Annotated in this window: 14 protein-coding genes and 1 pseudogene; 6 read left to right on the forward strand and 9 right to left on the reverse strand. The window is 44.8% G+C overall.

The features are described 5' to 3' along the window. Positions 1-367: 367 nt before the first annotated feature. Positions 368-1,312, reverse strand: coding sequence for a tyrosine-type recombinase/integrase (locus DW173_RS08545; protein WP_004314322.1), 945 nt, complete (start codon positions 1,310-1,312; stop codon positions 368-370). 202 nt (positions 1,313-1,514) lie between these two features. Between DW173_RS08545 and DW173_RS08550 the strand changes: the two genes are divergently transcribed. After that, entirely contained in the window at positions 1,515-1,784 is a 270-nt protein-coding gene (locus DW173_RS08550) for a DUF4248 domain-containing protein (RefSeq protein WP_004300655.1), read from the forward strand. 156 nt (positions 1,785-1,940) lie between these two features. Here DW173_RS08550 and DW173_RS23795 read toward each other — a convergent pair whose 3' ends face one another. Then, on the reverse strand, positions 1,941-2,246 hold the full coding sequence (locus DW173_RS23795; protein WP_153882625.1) for a hypothetical protein: 306 nt from the start codon (positions 2,244-2,246) through the stop codon (positions 1,941-1,943). A gap of 41 nt (positions 2,247-2,287) precedes the next feature. On the opposite strand from DW173_RS23795, the pseudogene DW173_RS08560 reads away from it, so the two are divergent. The 5 genes and pseudogenes from DW173_RS08560 (at position 2,288) to DW173_RS08580 (ending at position 5,958) form a co-directional block, all read left to right on the forward strand. Continuing rightward, a pseudogene (locus DW173_RS08560) lies at positions 2,288-2,910 on the forward strand (hypothetical protein). A gap of 47 nt (positions 2,911-2,957) precedes the next feature. Beyond that, positions 2,958-4,337: a replicative DNA helicase gene (dnaB, locus tag DW173_RS08565; RefSeq protein ID WP_004314319.1), complete on the forward strand. Its 1,380-nt coding sequence runs from the start codon at positions 2,958-2,960 to the stop codon at positions 4,335-4,337. A 189-nt stretch (positions 4,338-4,526) separates the two neighbouring features. Further along, the gene (locus DW173_RS08570; RefSeq protein ID WP_004314318.1) at positions 4,527-5,021 is read left to right on the forward strand and encodes an HU family DNA-binding protein; all 495 of its coding nucleotides are present in this window, start codon (positions 4,527-4,529) and stop codon (positions 5,019-5,021) included. Between the two features lie 121 nt (positions 5,022-5,142). Beyond that, on the forward strand, positions 5,143-5,436 hold the full coding sequence (locus DW173_RS08575) for a hypothetical protein (protein ID WP_008648736.1): 294 nt from the start codon (positions 5,143-5,145) through the stop codon (positions 5,434-5,436). 72 nt (positions 5,437-5,508) lie between these two features. After that, positions 5,509-5,958, forward strand: coding sequence for an N-acetylmuramoyl-L-alanine amidase (locus DW173_RS08580; protein ID WP_004314316.1), 450 nt, complete (start codon positions 5,509-5,511; stop codon positions 5,956-5,958). A gap of 127 nt (positions 5,959-6,085) precedes the next feature. Here the strand turns inward: DW173_RS08580 and DW173_RS08585 are convergent, their stop codons facing one another. The 7 genes from DW173_RS08585 to DW173_RS08615 all read right to left on the reverse strand — a co-directional run bounded on the left by DW173_RS08585 (position 6,086) and on the right by DW173_RS08615 (position 18,431). Next, positions 6,086-7,441 carry an ATP-binding protein gene (locus DW173_RS08585; RefSeq protein WP_004314315.1) on the reverse strand — a complete coding sequence of 452 codons (1,356 nt, stop codon included), beginning with the start codon at positions 7,439-7,441 and terminating at the stop codon, positions 6,086-6,088. A 274-nt stretch (positions 7,442-7,715) separates the two neighbouring features. Continuing rightward, positions 7,716-10,283, reverse strand: coding sequence for a zinc-dependent metalloprotease (locus DW173_RS08590; protein ID WP_008016862.1), 2,568 nt, complete (start codon positions 10,281-10,283; stop codon positions 7,716-7,718). Positions 10,284-10,325: 42 nt separating this feature from the next. Beyond that, positions 10,326-11,282 carry a fimbrillin family protein gene (locus DW173_RS08595; RefSeq protein ID WP_004314313.1) on the reverse strand — a complete coding sequence of 319 codons (957 nt, stop codon included), beginning with the start codon at positions 11,280-11,282 and terminating at the stop codon, positions 10,326-10,328. Positions 11,283-11,337: 55 nt separating this feature from the next. Then, on the reverse strand, positions 11,338-12,978 hold the full coding sequence (locus tag DW173_RS08600) for a PKD-like family lipoprotein (protein ID WP_008016860.1): 1,641 nt from the start codon (positions 12,976-12,978) through the stop codon (positions 11,338-11,340). A gap of 9 nt (positions 12,979-12,987) precedes the next feature. Next, the gene (locus DW173_RS08605) at positions 12,988-13,713 is read right to left on the reverse strand and encodes a DUF4843 domain-containing protein (protein WP_117809070.1); all 726 of its coding nucleotides are present in this window, start codon (positions 13,711-13,713) and stop codon (positions 12,988-12,990) included. Positions 13,714-13,725: 12 nt separating this feature from the next. Next, entirely contained in the window at positions 13,726-15,285 is a 1,560-nt protein-coding gene (locus DW173_RS08610) for a RagB/SusD family nutrient uptake outer membrane protein (RefSeq protein ID WP_004304210.1), read from the reverse strand. Positions 15,286-15,293: 8 nt separating this feature from the next. Then, positions 15,294-18,431, reverse strand: coding sequence for a SusC/RagA family TonB-linked outer membrane protein (locus DW173_RS08615; protein WP_008648740.1), 3,138 nt, complete (start codon positions 18,429-18,431; stop codon positions 15,294-15,296). Positions 18,432-18,524 lie beyond the last annotated feature (93 nt).

The raw sequence follows: 18,524 nt of genomic DNA on the forward strand, positions 1-18,524 counted from the left end.
CTTAAAAATTACATTAATAATATATTATTAAACACTAAGTTTCAATAATAGACCGCCCGTTACTTTGTAGGTAACGGAGAAACCTTTGTTCCTGCTCTTTTGGAGTAGTCAATACGGAAAAATGAAACAATATGCGATTACATTTTTACCCCTGCTTCTTAGAAGCGGCAGAGGGGCGGGAGACCTTTTGCAAAATTTAGAAGTTAACAAAGCCCTAATACAAAGAATCCGCGTGTTTTATTTGTTTAATTCCTGTTTTGAGTAGTTTATTAGAAAAAATGTATGATTTCGTTTGGTTGTTTTAAGAAATATGCTCATATTTACACCGATATTTCAACCCGTTACCTACAAAGTAACAGAATAAAAATCAAGCACTTACACCGACCACAGATCGTTTTATAAAATCAAGTACCTGCATATTTGCTTCATCAATTTTCTTATTTCGGAAAGGCTTCAAATAAGTTTCTGTCACGGTGATGGACGAATGTCCCATCGCTTCGGAAATAATACCCGGATGAATTTCGCAATAATACGCAGTCGTAGCCCAGGTATGGCGGGCGGTGTACGAGCTCAACCGGTCTTTGAGTCCCAATGCCTTTCCTAATAATTCCAACTGATAATTAAAATTGCGCAATGCCAGTTGATATTCCCTATACGCCTTTGGCGAACCTTCGTCACTATGAAGAATCGGGAACAAATAAGGCGACTGTTCCTCCCGATTCATATACTTTTGCAAAAGAAACATCGCTTCCGTCGTCAACGTCACAGACAACGGACGTCCCGTTTTACGACGACGATAACTAATCACATTTCCCCGGAGATCACTCTTGCGCAAATAAGCCAAGTCGACAAAAGGCAGTCCCCGAAGCAAGAACATAAGAATGAACAACTCCTGCGCCCCCTTCATGGCAGGAGTGATGGCGTCCGACTGCAACAGACGGGCAAATACCTTCTTCATATCCTCCATATCCAATGCCCGACGGCGGTCTGCCCGCGTACCTGTATATACGGAGCGAAAAAGATGCGGCACGTATGATGCCTTCCGAAGATCGACAGCGCGATTGTAAACCGCACGCAACGTGCGAAGATACGTAGACACCGTATTCCAACTACACCCACGTGCACGAAGACTACCCTCAAAATGCTTCAGCCACTCCGGAGTGATTTCCCGAAACGACAAACGATCGGAACCCTGAAAAGTAAGAATCGCATTCAACGTACTTCTGTATACATGAGCAGTCCCTAAATTTCCACTCTGCTGCAAATCAACAGCCACTTGTTTCATAAACAAAGTAAAACTTTCCTTTTTCATTAAAAATAAATTAATAATTAATATTTACTTTTCCCACATTTTACTTTAGTAAAATACAAAAATATATCTTCAAAAATTTACATACATAAAATCTAAAAAATAAAAACTAAAACATTTACATTAATCATCAAAGTAAATTTCATACATTTGCGCAATTTTTCAAACAACATATTATTTTAACCATTTAAAGTATAAAAAAATTATGAACAACAATGAACCAGCTGCCGAACGCTACAGCATTAATGGATTCAAGTATTTCTCCGAATTGGCGAAGGAGTATTTTCCCGATCTGGCAAACGCTTCTTCCGCCAGCAAAAAAATGCGCAAACGCATTAAAGCAAACAAGACATTGAACGAACAACTGGTTGCTGCGTATTACACCAGCCAAACAATCGATGTCAGTCCTGAAATGCAGCTAATCATCTACCGACACTGGGGACCTCCCCACATTGACTTGCCGACAAACGTTTAGCGCGTAACAGAAAACGAAAACACGGACAAGAAATAAAAGGAAAATCGAACTATATATTTTTAAATATATCATTTATCTTTTATTGTTTATTATGTATTCCACTTTGCGTTCATCACTTTTTTTCAAAACGAAGATAACTACCAATCATACAGCTATTTACAGAAAGAAAAAAGCGTTCCACAAAGCGTTCGGCAAAAATGACCGTTTTTTCACTACAAACAAGACCTTCGAATCCCCCCAAACGAAGGCTTTGTTTTTTCTCCAACAGAAGCTCCACCAGTCACAAACAGAAGCTCCACCAACCACCAACAGAAGCTCCGCCAACCACCAACAGAGCATTCGTTCCATCCCCACTCCTTCCCCGGCTTCATGAAAGAAGAAAAAAACAGCCATTTGCGCATCGCGGCACCCTTTATTCATCCACACCCGTCCGCACGGAACCACACCCCTTGCGCATCGCACAAGAACGGCGTACCTTTACAGAAATTTAAAACGATAACCCAATGAACAATTTCAATTTTGAAGCCATGATGGAACATGGTTTTCTCATTATCCCCAAAGCCCTGCTACAACAACAGATAGAAGACCCGAACATAGAAGCCGGAGAAATAGAAGCGCTCCTGAAAATCCTGATGAAAGTAAACTATTCGGACACGTTATACAGCGACCGGCAGCACAAAGACTACCTGTGCAAAAGAGGCGAAAGCATGTTCAGCTACCGCGACTGGAGCCGCATTTTCCGCTGGTCTGTCGGAAAAACCTTCCGATTCATACACGCCCTTGCCATCCTGGGGATCATCGAAATCGTCCCCCATCCCAACAACTCGTCCCTGCATATCCGTGTCGTCGAATACGACAAATGGGTAGGAGCCCCCGACAGCGGCAAGCAGAAAAAGAAAGCCGTCAACGAGAAGTTCCGCCTGTTTTGGAATGAGTTTCACAGCATCACGCAGCTTCCCAAAGAAAACATCGCCAAAGCGCAACGCAATGGAAAAAATTAAGCGACAAGGAACAGCAACTCGCCATCGACAAGGTAGAAGATTATTATTTCCACCAAACAAACATCAACTACCTGCTCCACGCCGCCAGCTATTTATCCAACAAAGCTTTCCTAAACGAATACTGATAAAACGAATCCCAATTAAACGAAGACTGATTAAACAAACACTGATTATGAATACCGAAAACAGAGTTTCACCACAGGCTCCCGAAATAGAAGAAGCCATCATCGGCGCCTGCCTGATAGAGCAGAGGGCTATACCACTGATAGCCGACAAGCTGCGCCCCGAAATGTTCTACGTCCTGCGCCACCAACTGATCTACGCCGCCATACTGGCTATGTACCACGCCGGAATGAAAATAGACATCCTCACCGTAAAAGAAGAGCTTTCCCACCGCGGAAAGCTCGAAGAGGCGGGCGGAGCGTTCGGCATCACCCAGTTGAGCAGCAAAGTGGCGACTTCCGCCCACCTCGAATATCACGCGCAGATCGTACACGAGAAATATCTACGACGCGAAATGACCTTGGGATTCAACAAACTACTCGCCTGCTCGCTAGACGAAACGATGGACATCGACGACTCGTTGATGGACGCGCACAACCTGCTCGACCGTCTGGAAGGCGAATTCGGCCACAACAACCACATGCGGGACATGGATGAACTGATGACCGCCACCATGACCGAAGCCGAAGGACGTATTGCCAACAACATAAACGGAGTGACCGGCATCCCTACCGGACTGGCAGACCTGGACCGCATGACGTCCGGACTCCAAAACGGCGAACTAGTGGTAATCGCCGCCCGTCCCGGCGTAGGAAAAACGGCATTCGCACTACATCTGGCACGAAACGCAGCCATGGCAGGACATGCCGTAGCCGTCTACAGCCTCGAAATGCAAGGAGAAAGACTGGCCGACCGATGGCTGACAGCAGCCAGCGAAGTCAGTGCCCGCCATTGGCGGTCGGGAACCGTCAGCCCGCAAGAGCTTGCAGAGGCACGCACGGCAGCCGCCGACCTCAAACGTCTGCCGATACACGTAGACGACAGCACCTCGGTCAACATGGAACACGTACGATCCAGCGCGCGACTGCTGCAAAGCCAACATGCGTGCGACGCGATCATTATAGACTACCTGCAACTCTGCGACATGACAACCGGCCAAAACAACCGCAACCGCGAACAGGAAGTGGCACAAGCCACCCGCAAAGCGAAGTTGCTGGCCAAAGAGCTAAACGTACCGGTGGTACTGCTTAGCCAGCTAAACCGCGAATCGGAAAACCGCCCCGCAGGCCGCCCCGAACTGGCACATCTCCGCGAAAGTGGCGCAATCGAGCAGGATGCGGACGTCGTGATATTACTCTACCGCCCCGCCCTCGCACGAATAACAACCGACCGCGAAAGCGGTTACCCTACCGAAGAACTAGGCATAGCAATCATAGCCAAACAACGCAACGGAGAGACGGGAAACGTATACTTCAGGCATAATTCGGCAATGACAAAAATCACCGAATACGTCCCACCGCTGGAATACATGCTGAAACATGCTAAATAGATACAGATTCACCCCGATTCCATACAATTTTATATTACAATATATAGCTGTATGGAATTTCTTTTTTTATTTCATTATTGATATAAAATAAATAGCAAAATACTTGACTTTCCCTTTCAAATTTCGTATATTTGTAATGTCAACAAGGACAGAAAATATTATTACTTAAACCTTAACTTTTTTAATTGTATGAATGTATTAGTGGAGCGCTATCAGCGCAGAAAGTATGTGAATCAGCCGGATTCACAGATGTTGTATTATGTACGCCAGAAATCGGGTACAGTGAGAGTGATGGACATCAACAAGCTGGCCGATGCCATCGAAGCGAACTCATCGCTTACAGCAGGAGATGTGAAGCATTCCATCGAGGCTTTTGTTGAGCAGTTGCGCCTGTCGCTTACCCAGGGCGACAAGGTGAAGATCGACGGATTGGGCACGTTCCATATCACGTTGAGCAGCGAAGGGGCGGAAAAGGAGAAGGATTGCACGGTGCGCAATATCCGCAGAGTAAATGTTCGTTTTGTGGCAGACAAGGCACTTCAGCTGGTGAATACGAGTCATGCCACTACCCGAGGCGAGAATAATGTCGATTTCATCCTGGCCGGAAAGGGTGACGGAGAAGACGCGGATGGTGGAAACAGCGGTAGCGGTGGAAGCGGAGAAGCTCCGGACCCGGCAGCTTAATCATTAAAAACAGTGCCGCATGGGTATTACAGAGTGATTTCTACAGTTACTCTCCATGCGGTTTCTGTTTTCTTCTACATTTATTTTTTAATTCTCAATTTTCAATCCTCAATTTATTAAAATGCTCGATAAAATCATAGAGATCATTATGACGATCCTGCCCTTTCTGGGCAGTAATCGCAAAAAGCGCAAAGTAATGGCGCAAGAAGTAAAAGAGTTCAGCGAACTGGTGAAAGACCAATATACTTTTCTGATGCAGCAATTGGAAAAAGTGTTGAAGGATTATTTCGACCTTAGCTCGAAAGTGAAAGAGATGCATACGGAGATATTCTCATTAAGAGATCAGCTGGCACAGGCTGCTGCCTTACAATGTATTAATAAGGAATGTGCACAACGTAGTGCAGCAGAGGCATGATAATGATTCAATTAATGCAAATTATGGAACCTGTGCAATTTACAGAACCTATTCAATCTATTTAATCCATTCATGAGAACTATAAACCTGATAGTAATCCATTGCTCCGCTACGCGCGAAGACAAGAGTTTCACAGAATATGACCTGGACGTCTGTCATCGCAGACGAGGATTCAACGGAACGGGTTATCATTTCTATATCCGCAAGAACGGGGATATAAAATCTACCCGTCCGATAGAACGAATTGGTGCGCACAGCCGCGGTTTCAACAAAGAAAGTATAGGTATCTGCTATGAGGGCGGACTCGATTGCAAAGGACAACCGAAAGATACCCGTACCGAATGGCAGAAACATTCGCTCCGGGTATTGATTCTCGCTTTATTGAAAGATTATCCGAATTGCCGGATCTGCGGACATCGGGATCTAAGTCCCGACCTGAACGGAAACGGCGAAATAGAACCGGAAGAATGGATCAAGGCCTGTCCCTGTTTTAATGCTGAAACGGATTGGGATAAAGTCTAAAAAAAAATAGCTTTATTATAATTTAGGCACGGATAACACGGATTTCACGGTTGCTTTGTACAAGCATAGCACTAACCGTGAAATCTATGTAATCCGTGCCTAATCTTTAACTTATGATTTTGCTAGACTACGCGTTATCAAAGGTTGTTTCAAACCGACGCAATATGCTGTCTAATTTTCCAACGAGGTAAAAAGGTAGATTTATCAATTTGAATTCTTTTCCGTCTGCCGTCTTTACCTCATCCACAGCATAAGGCTGCGACCATATTCTGACTGCAACAGTCTGATTAGAGTGATTCATAAAAGAATGTAAGGAACGCAAGTGGGCGTTATGCCCTGATTTGACTTCAATGGGATAAACCATAGAATCCTGCACCCACACATAATCGACTTCTGCATTAGAACCACTTTTATTACGCACCCAGAAACAACGTTTCTGACTGACTTTATCTGTCAGTGTCAACAGTTCTTGCGCTACAATCTGCTCCGCTATCATACCACGCCAAGCATCCATTATATCTTTTGCTCCCAAAACCTCTTTCTGTACTTGTGCCGCATAATTCACCAATCCTGTATCTAACCAGACCAGTTTGGGCATACGCTTTATTTCAGGAGTGGCCGGAACTTCCGTTGCCGTAGTCGGATAAACTAATTCCAGCAACATCGCCTTTTCCAATAAACGAAAAGCCTCTCCCACTTCCCGAGCATTATAAGACGAACCAGCAAATCCTCCTAAAGTTATAATTTGTCCAGCTTTATGCCATCCTTCTTTTAATATAAAGCGAATCACTTCCGGAAGTTGTTTTCCCAAAGCATATTTTTCCACATCATCCCGGTAGCCTTGCAAAAGAGTTTCATAAGTGGACTCCAAGGATAAAATATCCCTGCGCTCCGCATAGAGTTGCACAACTTCCGGCATACCTCCAATCAACGTATAGATATTAAACAATAACATCAAACGATCATGGAAAGCGAGAGTGATTTCAGGCTTATCTAAAACGGATAATAAAGGTTCTTCTCCAACAGCACCCAGAAACTCGCGAAATGAACAAGGACGCAATGCCATATATTGCACCCTTCCCACCGGAAATGAAACACGTACATCTATCAGGTTTTCTAATAATGAACCGGCAGCAATTACATAAATATCAGGTAATTCTTCATAGAAATAGCGTAATAACGCTACTGCCTTTGCTGAATTTTGAATTTCATCAATAAAAAGTAATATAGTTCCTTCATTCCTTATCTTTCCACAATGTGCAAAAAATAAAGGCATCAAATCTTTTAGAGATACATTCAACTCAAACAAGGATGCTGCCTCCCGTTTCTCCAAATTCAAATACAGGTAATTGTCAAACTGCTTTCCAAATTCGTTGACTACCGTTGTTTTACCGACTTGCCTTGCTCCACGCAATATCAAAGGCTTTCTATGCGTATCGTCTTTCCATCTTTCCAGATGAAATAAGATATCTCTTTTAAACATAAACCACAAATTTATTGATTTTCAGCAACAAAGTTATAAAGAATTTCCAAAGATGGGGCAAAATACCATTGATTTTGTTTCAAAGATGGGGCAAAAGTCTATCGTTCATGTTTCAAAAATGGGGCAAAGCCACCTAATACTGTCGTAAATATGGGGCAAAAAGAACGTATTTACAATCAGCTAATCTACAAATTAGACGACTTACCATGTACTAACTCCAATCGTACATCGTAAATCGTCTAATCGTAAATGAACTTAATCGTAAATTATTTTTCTACTTCACGTCGAATGCAGCATCAATCAACGCTTTCAAGTTCAGATAATGACTTCTGTATATTCCACTGGAAGCATTTGCCGCATTGGTCAGGTCTCTTCTAAGATCAGTCAACTGTCCGCGTGCAATAGTCGGTGCTTCAGAAGGGAAATCGAAAGCTACGAGCGAATAACCACCCAGACTTCCGAGCGAACCGGAACTGTTCTTCGGTTTATCAAGCATTCCAATCAACGCATTGACATAAGTCTTTTGCAAACTACGTTGGGAAGCATCCGGTTTCTTTCCTCCTTGCATATCGCTCCAGATACTCTTCTTCAAATCACGGAACAAATCGTTGGCTGTGTATGCCTTCGCTCCGTTGACCAGTTCGTTGTCCGTCATCTTATCAAGTGTGCGGCTGCTAAGCAGTTGTTTCAATGTACTGCTCTGTACACGGTAGATCGAATTGAAAGTATTGATACCAGTTCTTTCGGACAGTTTATCATCCATCAGCCAGGTCGGTGTGGTAAACAGTTCCTTGTTCAGGAAGTCGACCGCTTTCTTCTGAATATCCTTCGGAACATATTCCACCGCTTTCATGTCTGTCTGTTCCACAGAAATCGGATTGTGGTAGATACCGGCCACATTGGTAGCCACATGGCCCATGTACAAGTCGAATTGTCCCACCACATTCTGATACAAACGGACAGCTTTCATATAACCCTCATTCGGTTCATAAGTCCAGTTCATGATTTCAGGCATCACACGTTTCAGGTTTTTGATTCCATACGAGCTTGCCAGCATGGCATCATCTCCCAAATCTTCACTCTGGTTGCGGGGATCGTTTCTGTCGAGTTCCGTTCCGAACGTATAGCGTTTGTCCTCCCGCAGCTTCTCAATGATCCACTTATTCAAATGAGGTATTTCGGCTTCCGCCGTTTCATATTCAGGCATCCAACGATAGCCCCATTCAATCGCCCATTTATCATACATACCGATACGGGGGAATATTCCCGAACGTGAAACGTTGTCTTCCGGCTGTGCCACATAGTTGAAGCGTGCATAGTCCATGATAGACGGTGTATGACCGTTGGCTTCCACCCATATTTTGTCTCTAAGTTTCTCTACCGGGACGGTATTGGAAGAACCGAAGTTATGACGCAGTCCTAATGTATGTCCCACCTCGTGGGAAGATACAAAACGTACCAGTTCGCCCATCAGTTCATCGTCGAACATCGGTTTGCGTGCTCCCGGATCAATGGCTCCTGCCTGCACGATGTACCAGTTGTAAAGCAGGCTCATCACATTGTGATACCAGTTGATATGCGTTTCAAGAATTTCACCGCTGCGAGGGTCGTGCACGTGAGGTCCGCTTGCGTTCGGAATATCGGAAGGCTTGTACACGATAGCCGAATGGCGGGCGTCTTCCAAGCTCCAGGTAGGATCGTCCGTCGGTGCTTCTTTGCCGAAGATTGCATTTTTGAATCCTGCTTTCTCAAAAGCGGCTTGCCAGTCGTTCACTCCCTGAATAAGGTACGGAACCCATTTCTTCGGAGTGACAGGGTCGATATAAATGATAATCGGTTTCTTTGGTTCCACCAATTCGCCACGCAGGTATTTCTCGCGGTCTTCGTCTTTGGGTTCGAGACGCCAGCGGGTGATATTCGCTTTATACTTCACTCCTTGCGGATTCTCGTCAAAATCCTTATAGCTCACAGCAAAGTAACCTACCCGGTCGTCGTGCAATCTCGGTTTCATCGGTTCCTTGGGAAGTAATAGCATAGAGCTGTTCAGTTCGTAAGTCAACGGAGTGGTAGAGGTGGCAAAGAAAGCTGCCAGCAGTTTCTCAAGTCCACTGCCTCCTCCTTTCTTCCGCTGGAAGGTACGCACGGTACGTATTTCGATGTTTTGCGGAAAGGCTTTCAGTGTGTCGATATAACTGGCGTCGTCTACCATGCTGCTCGCTCCGATGTTGTCTTTCACCCGGCTGGTGAATGAAAACATTTCGTTGTCCTTACGGATATAGTCGGTCATGTCGATCACATAGTTGGTAGTTTCTCCTTCTTTACGGACAGTTTTCAGCGGGAAGGTGGCCACAATGGGTTGAACATTGGAGTTCAATACGGCCTGATACATACCCAGTGTATCAGCAGAATGTTCGAGATAAGAGATTTCACGCACGAACAGTTTGTCGCCGCGTCCTTTCTCGAAACGGATCACTTCGTCGCTGATGTAATCTCCCGGATAGCCTACTTTACGTTTCTGCGCGTCTACCGGTGCTTTCACAACTCTGTTCACAATCAAAATATCACGTCCGAAAAGAGAGTCGGCTATTTCGAAGAAATATTTACCATCTACGTAATGCACTTTAAAAAAGCCGTCCATTGTTTTGGCTTTGCCGGTGATTACTTTTGCGTAAGGTTGCAGAGCATCTTTCTTACTCTTGGCAATGGAGTCAGCCTTGGCTTTATCCACCGCTTCCGTCTTGCTCTTCTTTTTCTTCTTTTTCTTGAAGATGTCCGTCGATTGTGCTCCGGCCAATGGAACGATCATTGCCAGAATCATCAGAATTGAAACTAATTTCTTCATGCTTTCTTTTTTAATATTTATATACAGATACAAAGATAATAATTATTCGATACCGGCAATGCCATACATATTTAAGTTGTTGATACTAGACATCTTTTCATTCGGTTTGCCTGAAATAGTATATTCCTGTCCATCAATTGTCAAAGTAAAATTATAGGTATAAGTTAGCCCTGTTTCAAAAGGTACGGCAATCATCATATAACAGGTCTCCAAACTGGCACCAAAATACCCGGCAGTTATCTCGAAGCCGCCATTAGGAAGATTATAAGTAATACTGTTTATCGGAGTACCGGAAATTTTACCTGTCGACAAATCTACAGTTGCTCCATCTTCGTAGGCAATCGGATGGTCACAGCTCACCACCACTTTAGTAAATTTCTTACCGACAAAAGAATCCGGGCATCCCGCACCCGGTAAAGTGATTTGAGAAAACAATGGTTTGAATTCTCCCAAAGAAACAGTTGCAGCAGAATAGCTAGATGTAGTAGCCGAAGCATAAGCAAAGCTATAATTACGATGCGGCATAAACTCTGATTCATAATACTCCTGCACAGCTAAGTTGGGCAAAGCGACAGCCTTATAATCTTGTGAAGCTGCGTTATAGGGCGTATAGGCATAAATAGTGTGATCGCCACCCTTAAATCCTGCAGCAAGTTCGGAAGAAGGATTCAGCGTAATATCTTCAGTCACACGACTATCACGATCATATACTATATACGTTTTACCATCCAATTCTGTAGTAGTAGCCACCGCTACTTCCGACGGAGCATACGGCAAGTTATCCTGCGGTTTGCCATCGGACAACACATATATTCCTATCTTGTCCGCTTCAATCCATCCCTGGCTTCCATGGGAATACACATTATAAGCACCGGAAACAGCAATTTTCCCCACTACGGGAATATCTGCATCTTCTTCTTCACCATCGTCACTGCTGCAACTTACTGAAGACAATACTAAAGCTACACAAGCAGCAAAATAAAACAGTCTATTTTTCATACTTTTCTCGTTTAAATGATTAATTATTTACTGATAGGTTATTTTCTTTTTCCAATTAATATTCTCCTTCATAGTTCGTGCACCATACCATGCCTTTCACATCGCCAAACCCGCTAAAAGTCTTCAATTCCAAATCGGGAGCAAAACCTTCGAAGAGACGTACCATCTGGCTCGTGTTTACATCGATGATGGCGATATCCCCATTTTCCTGCGAAAGTGCCAGCCGGAAATTCGGATCAGTGCTATTTCCCCCATAGCCATAAAACTCACAAACAACAGGACTTCCACTGATGCCGGTGATACGGCTGCCTGCTGTGTAAGCCAGCATATGGCTGCGCATCTGCATACTGTATATATAGAGATTCTTATCTCCATCGGTAAAGTAGAAATAAGGGTTCTTTTCAAAATTGGAGGACATCTTAATGACACTTTGCGGAGTCAATAAGGAGCTGCCGCTGAATCCGTATTGATCCGTACCGGTTATCAGGTGAGAGTTATTATCCATGTCTTTTACGGCAAACTCGTGCAAATCATAATTTCCGGTTCCCTGCACGTCAATCAGCGACACGTAGTTTGACCAAAATGTCAGCCCGCCGTTGGAGGCTACATCTTTCTTTTCGTAAGCCCCTATTGCCAGGCAGCGGGTTCCCGCTCCCATATTGTTCACCCGCAACACACCGGAGGGAACTTCCAAATCCTGATCGTATGTTTTGAAGTAGACGATGGCAGGAGTATAAACTGCTCCCCACTGCGGATAATGTGTAATGCCGATAAAACGGGCATTTTGCTCATCATACAAGATACAACGTTCTTCGTCGGCACACCAATAAGTGACGTTGTGGAACGGTGCGAAACAGGTGATACGGCTACCTCCCTCAAACTCATACGGCATGGCGCCGTACTTCCCGTAATAAGGAATCGCTTTATTGTCAGTGCCTACGGCACGGATATACACTTCCCCCTGTTCGGAGCAAATCACGTAATATTCTTCCTTGAATGCGAAGTCCATTATCTTCAAGCCTTCCGGCTCTTTACGGTTTTCAAATTCGTGGGCAAGCCACATGTCTTTTTGCAACGAATTGCCATCTAGCGTGACACTTCCACTACCCTGATTTATCAGGATTTTCGGCAAACCTGACACGTAGGAACCGGAGATAGAGCCTAATACATAATAGTAATAGATCCCGAGCGGGTCTGTACCCAGACCATCTTCGATGATGTTTTCTACATCGTGCGTAGCCCGGAGGCCGGGATTGATGAAAGATAAAGAAGATTTTCCGTCTCCTTTGTTGGAGAGAATCATCCAGCCCCAGTCGAAACTGTTCTTTCCCGTCAAGGTATATTTATTGCTGATGTATGTTTCATTCGTTTCCTTATTGATGACTTTCAGTATCAGTTCGTACGTTCCGCCTTTTTCGAACTGATACTTCAGATGATAACCTGTGTAGATCAGTTCACGGTTCAGATACCATTGAACGGTGAAAAGTTCATCAACATTCCCGATGTCCGTTGAGAAGTTGATGGGCGCATCCATCTCGAAAAGGTCGCCTACCATAAACGTGTAGTCCGATGAAGCGGAGTTCACAAAAGAAACTTTGGTAGAGTTTGTATAGTCATAGTTTCCCAAATCGTCATAACAGCCGGTTATCACGAGAAGCTGCAGGATTGAAATGAATAGTATTGTTTTTCGCTTCATAATTTATTATCAGTTATCGAGAATGGTTTCATACAGCGGTGTCACTCCGTCTGTATCATAATATTGGTAATTGCCTTGCTGCCACTGGTCTTTCCACCAGGCCTTGAAGTCGGCTATCAGGTTGACAAACTCAATACCGGTGTATTTATCCAATGATTCGAGTATCTCACCATCCATGAAAATGATAAAAACACGGTATTTCATATCCGAATAAGTACCCAGATTGGCTGCCGAACTCTGGTTCCACCAAACAGGTTGGGAAATCCGGTCGGTCACTTGAATCGTGACGTGTTTGTATTCTGCCGGACCCACCAGACAGTTTTCCACTGCATCCAGTGAAAGGGTAAGGGTGTAGTCTGTGTTGAGCAGGTCTTCATTGCGATAGACGGTGACTTCGTAGGTGTCTTCCGCCAGTCCGCTATGGAAGATGCCGGAGGTCAAAGGGGCATAGTCGATGCCGGAACGGGCGGTGCTTTTCTCTCCCACTGCGGAAATATCACAGGTGGCATTTTCTTCGAGCAGGTAGCCAAGAAGTGTCATTTTCACTTTCACGGTTCCTTCTCGAAGCAAGGGTGCATCTGTAGCAAAGTTGAATGTTATTTTCTGTGGAGACTTATCGCTCATGTAAGTAAAATAGACGTAATTGTCTCCATTATAAACGTCCAGCTGCTCTTCACTGCAAGAGGTGAGAACGAACAGCAGGCAGAAGATGGTATATGGCAATATTCGTTTCATCTTATCCGGGCATTAGTTGGTTGTTTCACTGGTAGGCAATGGAAGTACATAAGAACCTGTCATGTTGATTTCTCCTTCCTCGTCGGAATCGGGCACGGTGGAGAGGTTCATCCGTTTGTAGGTGTAGAAGGTTCCACCTTCGCCTATCATTTCTTTCCGTATATCGAGCAGTATTTCGGCATCCAGTTGTTCACGGGTGCTGACTGTCAGACTAAGGGTACGTTCAGCTCCACGGGCTTTTCGAACTGTTTCGAGGTAGTTGATTCCTTCGGTTATCTTGCCATTATAGCTACTGATCTCCGCCAGGATATGACAGATTTCACTGAACCGGATCACTGGTATCATCGGATTCTCCATTGCTTCTACTACTGATTCTACGGAAGGGTTATACTTCAGTGTGTAATACTTCGACTGGGTTTCATTGGTAGTCCCGATCAGGTAGGTGAGCCGATAGTCGGTATATACGCCCGTATTGTCCGAAGCAAACAGGGAAGGGATATTTGCCAACGGCAAACGGGTGGTTGACGAAGAAGAGGAAGAGCCCCATACGGCCTGTTCATAATCCGTAGCCAGCTGTTTCTTGTACAAGCCGAACAATATGTCGTGGGAGACTTTTGTATATCGGGAATTGAGATTGCAGGTAATGTTCTCTCCTTCTGTAAAGCCTATCCACCGTTTCTGCTGGTAATAGGTGTTGTAAAGTTCTTTGGCGGCTGTCTCGGCATTCTTGTAGTAGGCAGGACCGGCATAGATGCAGACACGGGCTTTCAACCCCAGCAATGCCAGATAGTTGAAGCGGATGCCACGATACCAGAAGAATGCTCCCATATCGTCTATATAGGAACCGGAGTTGAAGCGGTAGCGGGCATTCCATTCGGGAGTAGGTTCGTACATTTGTGAAGCGTACATCGCTTCGGGATGGTATTCGGTGTCAAACTTACGCAGAATGTCTTCCGCTTCGAGCAGGTCTTTCAGGACTTTCTCGATAAAATCGGTAACGGTACATTTTTCTACCACTGCGGCTTCGTATTTATCGCGGTAAGGAAGATAGGCGCCCGAAGGATTGGTTGCCGTTGCAGGAGCAAACAAGCGAAGTAGGTCAAAATGCATCATGGCTCTTAATGACAAGGCTTCGGCGTAAATGAGGTTTTTCTCTTCTTCTCCGTATTCGAACAAAGAGATGTCCGTGGGCCGGATGTTCTCGATGAGCTTGTTCAGGTTGGCTATCACTTTATAGCCTTTTTCCCAGATAGCTGTCACGACGGGTTCGGTGTCGACCGTGTTATAGATAAGTTCGGAAGCGTCGGCATACATCGGAGAGATGGTTCCCGCCTTTTGATTGTATTGCTGGGAGATGGCACTAAGGAATCCCCAGCTTAGTTGCTTACCGTAAAGTTCGTCGGACGCCAGATTGGTGTAGATACCATTCAGGGCATTCCGGTAGCCGAAACCGGTGGAAAACAGATCGTCGTCGGCTATCGCATTTTCTGGTGTTACGTCCAGCCAGGCATTGCAGGAAACGGCTAACATTCCTGTCAGGGCTATTAGTATATGGCTGATTAGTTTCTTCATTTGTATGGTTAGAATATGATGTTAGTAGTCAGATTGAATGAACGCGAATAAGGATAATCCAGTCCCCGTTCCTGACGGATGGTAGACCAATAGAACAGGTCGTTCATCGTGAACGAAAGACGCAGGCCGGACAGATGGAGTTTCTTTAATTGTTCGGGACGGAAATTGTAGCTCATTGTCAATGAACTCCATTGCAGGGTATTGTTTTTCTGTACAAAACGCGAAGATGCGCCGGTGGTGACATTACGGTCACGAATATCTTTCATGGTGGTTATGTCTCCCGGTTTCTGCCAACGGTCGAGCAATACCCGCTTATCTACATTGTCATTTTTAATGTCGGCATTCTCTACATAGGAGACGAGGGTATTGTTGTAAGCATCTCCACCAAAAGTATAGAGGAAAGAAGCAAACATGGATAACTGTTTATAGGACAGGGTATAACCGAATGAGCCTTGTCCCTTGGGAGCTGTATCGCCAATAATGGTCCATTCGTCGGCAGACCATACATCGGTAACGTCACCATTCCGGCGAAGGTAGATTTCTTTGCCGTTTGTGGGGCTGATTCCCAATGACTTCATCCCGTAAATAGAGGTCAGAGAGGCTCCTTCGTAATATTTCAGGTATGTTTTAGCATATTTTGAATCGGAGCTGCTTTCGGGGTTATATCCGCTGAACAGTTCTTCCACTCTTTTATTATAGTCGCGCATTGCCTGGGAGATTTCAATAATCGTGTTTTTGTTTCTTGCAAAGCTGCCGTAGAGCTGGAAGAGCCAGTTTCTGTCACTGTAAAGTCGTGCCCGCAGTTCCAGTTCGACGCCGGTGTTTTTCACCTTTCCCATGTTTTCTTTGTAGGAGGTGAATCCGGTAGAGGAAGGGATGGTATAATCGGTTATCAGGTCGATGGTACGCTCGTCGTAGGCAGAGGCTTTCAGATAGATTTTATCGTGCCACAGTCCGATTTCAACTCCATAGTCGAGGGTGTATTTACGTTCCCATTTCAGGTTCGGATTTCCCATCTGATAGAGGAATACACCGTAGCCTGTGGGATACCAGCTGTCTGTTTGCAGCTGATACATATCTTTGGCCGAATAGAGGGAGAAGTTGGTCTTTCCGGTCAGTCCGTAGGAGACACGGAACTTCAACATGGAAAAGAGTTCATTCGACTTCATAAAATCATAATTATGAATGTTGATTCCTGCTCCTGTTGACCAGAACATGGACCATCTTTTATCGGAACCGAATTCGGAAGAACCGTCGATACGTCCTGTAAGGTCGGCGAGATAGATATTGTTGTAGGTGTAGTTGGAAGTGAGCAAGGCTCCTACCAAGCGGGTGGTATTATCGGAGCTGCTGGGCTTTCCGTATACTTCTGCCGCATAGTTTGAAGAGACAAGGTCGCCACCCGGAAATCCCCGGTAACGTGTTTCGGAAGCAGTGCTCTGCGTTTGTCTCATGTTGGAGGACAAGCAGATATTGAGATTGTGTCCCTTGAAGGTATTGTTGTACATGAGTGACAGGCTTCCGTCTATCACTGTTCTCTTTTGTGTGGATTCTGTTTTTTCACCATTGATGTTGCCTGTACTGGCTGAATAACTGGCCGATGCGGGATCTTTGTACAGATCACCGGTAGAATTTCTCATCAGGACGGAAAACTGACCGCGCAGACGCAGACCGTCGGTGATACGCCAATTCAGACTAAGATCATCGGTTACTTCATCATAACCGGAATGGTCGAAGCTGTTGTAGAAGTTGATTTCGTACAGTGGATTTACTTGTGTGCCGCTAGCCCCGTCGAACTTTTCGAGACGGCGCACATAATCGCCATTTTCATCATACAGACGCATATAAGGAAGTAAATGGGAGTAATCGCTGAATGAATTGAAGGGGACATCTGTACTTTTGTTATAAGTGTAGGTCACTTTGTTCTTTATTTGTAGTCCGCCAATGCGGTAGTCTACATAAAAAGCGGCATTGGCATTCTTACGGGAAGAGTGTTTCATCACTCCTTCCGTTCCTCTGAATCCCAGTTCCACTCCCCAGCGCACGTCGTTTTCTCCACCGTCTATGAAAACGGAGTGCTTATGGTTCAGAGCCGTGCGTAGTCCTTGAGAAAGCCAATAGGTATCGACACCTGTCAGTACATTATTGAGTCGTTGGTAGTAACCGTTGGTATAGGGGTCTATTTCCGGGGTGTTGCTGTCATATAGTCCTGCCAGGCGTTCGGTTTCCAGCTTCTCACGGGCGTTCACCAGATTGTAGGAGGATAAATCCGGCAGTTCGGCAGAAAGTACTCCGGAATACTGTACACGGAACTTTCCGGCTTCAGGCGCACGCCGTTCAATGACAATTACTCCGTTGGCCGCACGTGAACCGTACATGGCAGTGGCGGCAGCATCTTTCAGGATATTGATGCTGTGGATGCTATTCATATCGAGGTCGTATATCTTTTCTACATCGACTTCAAAGCCGTCCAGTATGAAGATAGGCAGGTTGGAATTACCGCTTAGCACTTCCCGCGAAATGGAGGAGGTGGAGGTCTGCCCAAGTGTCGTTTCTCCGATACCGGTCTGACCACGCAAGACGAATTGAGGCAGGCTGTTGGGATCGGAACCAGCAGCCAGATTCTCCTGTATTCTGAAAGAGGGATCGAAAGTCTGAATGGCCGAAATCAGGTTGTTCGGGTTGACTTTTAACAGGTCTTCTTTCTCTATCTTTGTGGTATTTCCAGTGAAACTTTCTTTCTGTATGGAGTTATAGCCGGTTACAATCACTTCCTGAATACTTTCGGTAGCTTCTACCATCTGCACATCGACTTTCTGCCGGGAAGTGACTTTGATTTTACGGGTTTCAAAACCGATGTAGGAATAGATAACCAGACCGCCTTTTTCGGGCAGGGTCAATACATAGCAACCGTTTATATCGGTAATTACACCAGTAGAATGACCATCCAAACGAATCGTCACTCCTACCATCGGTTCTTTAGAGAGTTTCTCAATCACCCGGCCATAAACATAATTTCCGTGTGGAGGAAGAAGATATGTCTCTTTTGAATTATTTTTGTTTTGGGCTATTGCATTAGTAGATAGTGATAAAATGTATACAAACAATAAGATTCTATTCAAAGCCCCGGAATTTAGCTTTTGCATAACGGATATATATAGTTATTACACCCGCAAAAGTATTCTTATATGATAGACGGAGCAATCACGAATTTTAGGTATTTTACACAACTATTATAC

It is taken from the genome of Bacteroides sp. AM16-13, assembly GCF_003602705.1.
GTDB lineage: Bacteria > Bacteroidota > Bacteroidia > Bacteroidales > Bacteroidaceae > Bacteroides > Bacteroides xylanisolvens.